The organism is Pedobacter sp. 05L430 (genome assembly GCF_056397585.1).
This window is the reverse complement of sequence record NZ_JBFTNT010000362.1, coordinates 1-3,843: the sequence shown is the minus strand read 5'-3', so window position 1 is coordinate 3,843 and position 3,843 is coordinate 1. Positions and strand designations below refer to the sequence as shown.

The 3,843-nt window shown below is 39.9% G+C and carries 5 protein-coding genes and 1 pseudogene; 2 read left to right on the top strand and 4 right to left on the bottom strand.

All coding sequences use genetic code 11. The annotated features are described in order from the left end of the window. A pseudogene (gene gatB, locus AC1DG9_RS24740) lies at nucleotides 1–217 on the bottom strand (Asp-tRNA(Asn)/Glu-tRNA(Gln) amidotransferase subunit GatB); the annotation flags it as partial. Between the two features lie 148 nt (nucleotides 218–365). Here gatB and AC1DG9_RS24735 point away from each other — a divergent pair. Together AC1DG9_RS24735 and AC1DG9_RS24730 are read left to right on the top strand one after the other, a co-directional pair. After that, the gene (locus tag AC1DG9_RS24735; RefSeq protein WP_337717968.1) at nucleotides 366–893 is read left to right on the top strand and encodes a hypothetical protein; all 528 of its coding nucleotides are present in this window, start codon (nucleotides 366–368) and stop codon (nucleotides 891–893) included. Between the two features lie 244 nt (nucleotides 894–1,137). Then, nucleotides 1,138–1,272, top strand: coding sequence for an alanyl-tRNA synthetase (locus AC1DG9_RS24730; RefSeq protein ID WP_288884387.1), 135 nt, complete (start codon nucleotides 1,138–1,140; stop codon nucleotides 1,270–1,272). A 123-nt stretch (nucleotides 1,273–1,395) separates the two neighbouring features. Here AC1DG9_RS24730 and AC1DG9_RS24725 read toward each other — a convergent pair whose 3' ends face one another. From AC1DG9_RS24725 to AC1DG9_RS24715, 3 genes are all read right to left on the bottom strand, one after another. Further along, the gene (locus AC1DG9_RS24725) at nucleotides 1,396–2,463 is read right to left on the bottom strand and encodes a dipeptidase (protein WP_337717970.1); all 1,068 of its coding nucleotides are present in this window, start codon (nucleotides 2,461–2,463) and stop codon (nucleotides 1,396–1,398) included. Nucleotides 2,464–2,466: 3 nt separating this feature from the next. After that, a complete protein-coding gene (locus AC1DG9_RS24720) occupies nucleotides 2,467–3,600 on the bottom strand; it encodes a D-TA family PLP-dependent enzyme (RefSeq protein ID WP_337717972.1) in 1,134 nt (377 codons plus the stop codon). Then, nucleotides 3,593–3,843 (bottom strand): RidA family protein (locus AC1DG9_RS24715; protein ID WP_477635433.1); only part of this gene is annotated, 251 nt, incomplete at its 5' end. The genes AC1DG9_RS24720 and AC1DG9_RS24715, both read right to left, overlap by 8 nt.

The window sequence follows — 3,843 nt, the reverse complement described above, 5'->3', positions numbered from 1 at the left end:
GGCCCATTCTAACGGCTTTAGCAACCACCTCTTTATTCAATTTAGGCAAAGCGCCTGGTAATGCCAGCGAAACAGCAGAGATATGCTCATTAGGTTTTGCTCCGAAAGAAGCACTATCCGACGAGAATATTTTTGTTTGTGTGTTTAATTGTACGTGGATTTCTAAACCAGATACCAATTCGAATTCTGATGGAGAAACTGCAGTTTTCGTACTCATTTATATGCAATAATTAACTTTATTCAACATGTATTTAAGATACAAACATAACCATTTATGCGTTATTAACACAGATTTGTAGCCAGAATTATACTTATGGCACAAACTTTGGTTTTAATACATCACACACAAATAATAAATCAATTCTATGAAAAAACTATTTTTATTGGCGATGCTTGGATTTGCATCAATAATAGCTGCAACAGCACCTGCAAAGGCGCAAGTAAACATTAGTGTTAACATAGGCTCACAGCCGCAATGGGGACCAAGAGGCTATGATTATGTAGACTACTATTACATGCCCGACATTGAGAGTTATTACTATGTACCAACCAGGCAGTTTATTTACCTAAACGGAAACAGGTGGGTTCATTCTCGTTCACTGCCACATAGATACAGGGGTTACAACTTATACTCTGGAAGAAAATACGTAATTAATTCGCCAAGACCATATCATAACCACAATGCGTATAGGGTTAAATATGGCAGACATGATAACTGGAAAGGGAATAGAAGACATTACACTGAAAGATATCGTGAAGATAGACACTATGATAATGGCAGAAGACAATACAGAGAAAGAGGTAATGACAGAAGACGCGACAACAGGCATTACGAAAACAAAAGGGAAAGAAGAGATCCGGGTATTGAAAGAATAATCAGACCAAGAGGGTAAAAGCTTTTCATCACTCGTTATGCTGAAGAGCACCCGTCATCCTGAATTTATTTCAGGACCTCGCACAAGCAAGGCTTTCTTTCTCTTGAGGGGGGCTGAAATAAATTCAGGATGACGGGCGCGTTCAAACTGATGTGTTTAAACTAATACATTCAAACATTAAAATTACATTCAATTTTATTTACAATTATTTCAAATAAGATATATTTGTCTGAAGATAAACAGCGTTATGAATTGATATCTTATGACTAGTAGAACCCCATCAGAAAAAAAAGCTGCAATTCTAAAATGGCTGAAAAAAGTCGGCGTTTGGGGATTTTTGTTTTTCCTGATAAAAGGCCTGATCTGGCTGGCCGTAGGGTATTGGGCGCTTAAATAAATAAACGACTTTCAGACAACTCTTGAACGACTTTGAAACGAGTCTGGCCGACCTTTAACATTAAAACGACTTTAAAAAGTCTTTTTAATGTTAACGTATAGACTAAGATGTTATAGACCCCAATTACCATGCTTTTCGCAAAAACCTTAACCAGTTTCCACTCATCAGATTTTCAATATCCAGGTCCGAATATCCTCTGACCTTAAACAAGGCAGGTATCTTTTGAAGATCAGCAATAGTTTCCAAATCATAAGGACACTGTTCCTTCCCAAATGCACCATCAAGATCAGAACCAATTCCAACATGATGCGTATTTCCAGCTAACTGGCAAATATGATCTATGTGATCAATCATCACATCCAGATTGCAATTCATTTGCTTTGGGGTAGACTTACCACGCACCCAGTTAGGCACCATCATCCAGGCATCTAAAGCACCGCCAATAACTGCACCCCGTTCTATTAGCGCCTTGATCTGATCATCACTAAACTGACGGTTATGGTTCACAAGCGCCCTGCAATTGTTATGTGAAGCCCAAACATGGCCGCTAAAATAATCAAGAGCCTCCCAAAAACTATCATCACATAAGTGTGTAGCATCTAAAATAATATTCAACCGCTCCATTTCCTTAAGCAACTCATGACCATTAGGCCCCATAAATCCAGTTGCATCAGTACCCTGAGCATATCTTCCAGGACCATAATGAGCTGGACCAACGGCTCTTAAACCATTTTGATGCGCTTTTTCTAAATGCCCAATGGTTACTATGGAATCAGCACCTTCGAGACTTAAAATATAGCCAATTGGTTTTTGAGCATCCAAGGTATCAGCAGCCCATAAAGCAAGGTGCTTTTCTAAACCTGCCAGATCAGTAATCTGCACCATCTCCCCTGCCTCCTCCATTGCTTTATACCATGCAAGCTGACCTTGGGTTTGCGCCCATGCCTGTGCCGGGGAGTGCCATCCGGGCAACTTATTCCCTGGTGCTACATATCGGGCAATCTGGGTGGCTACAACAAGTCCGATTTTACCTTTTCTAAGTTCGGGTAACGAGACAACTGCTTTTGCCCTATCCGGCTTATCAGTTAATCCCTCCTCCCTCGCATTGATCGAAGAAACAGGCAAAGTCAAATCACGATTCCACTCCAAAGCATTCATGCTTAAATCCAAATGCGCATCAATTGTAAACATAGGTTATATATTAATCTTTCTATTTCTTGAAACAATGGCCCATTCGCCGGTAATTTTATAATCTATAACCGTCGCTGCATGGTCATATAAGGCAACAGTTGGACAAATATGGATTGGCAAACCATACAAAACATCCCCTATTTTAAAACCATGTCCTTTAGTCATTTCCAATACCAAATGCTCTTCGCTCTGACTTATTATTTTGGCATCCGGAGCATTCAAAAATGAAACTCTTTTAGTAAGTTCATTTTCTGCAGCTACAGCTTTATGTCCTAAATCCAGACTTATTTTGGTTTCATCCGGCAAAGAAATTACGCGACTTATAAGAACCGCTGCAATTAAATACTCCTGCTCTTCAAAAGAGTTTTGGTATCCTTTATCCCACAGAATAAATGTACCCGGACTACATTCTACTTCGGGTTGTTCCGCGTAAAAAGGATAAGTAGGCGTACCACCACCTACAATAACCGGCACAGGCAAACCTTTAGCTACAATGCTATCTTTTAAGTTTTTAAGTAAATTCCAGCCAACCTGCCACTTCTCCCTTCTTTGCGATAATGAAACATCATGGATATGACCATCATAACCATGCAAACCTATAGCATTTATTCCGCCGGAAACATTCATTTTCTGGTAAAGTGCCAGCGCCTTTTCGTTGGGTAAAATGCCCGTTCGGTTCATCCCTAAGTTCAGATCCAGAAACAAATTTATTTCCAATCCCGATTCAACAGCAGCTTCCGAAAGTTCATTTAATGATTGCTCATTATCGACCAAACACGAAAATCGTGTTAGCGGAAAAGCTTTTATAAGCGATACGTATCTTTTAACTTTTGGGCCAACAGGCTGATAGGCCAGCAAAACATCCTCAGCACCGCAAAGGGCTAACATCTCTGCCTCTGCAATTGTAGCACATTTAAACTTAGCTATTCCGGCATTTATCATCAACAAGGTAACCTCACTGGATTTATGAGTCTTTACATGAGGTCGCAATCTGCTAACCGAATCAATGCTGGCTTTTAACTGAGTGATGTTATCTGCAATACGATCAGGGTAAAAGACCAATGCCGGTGAATCAAGTTCACTCACATTATCAATCTCAAACCAATACCGGTTTGTTAGTTTTTTAGGGTTATTCATGAAGTTCGAATAAAGCTTCAATCTCTACAGGGATGTTGTCAGGCAACGACCCAAAACCTACCGCACTTCTGGTGCCAATGCCATTTTCTTCTCCCCAAACCTGGGCAAAAAGTTCGCTGCAACCGTTAATTACAAAGGGATGCCTTTCGAAATCTGGCGTGCAATTTACCATCCCTAAAACTTTGATTACTCTTTTTACACGGTTTAAGCTGCCTAAATTTGTTTTTATGGTTGATAACATGG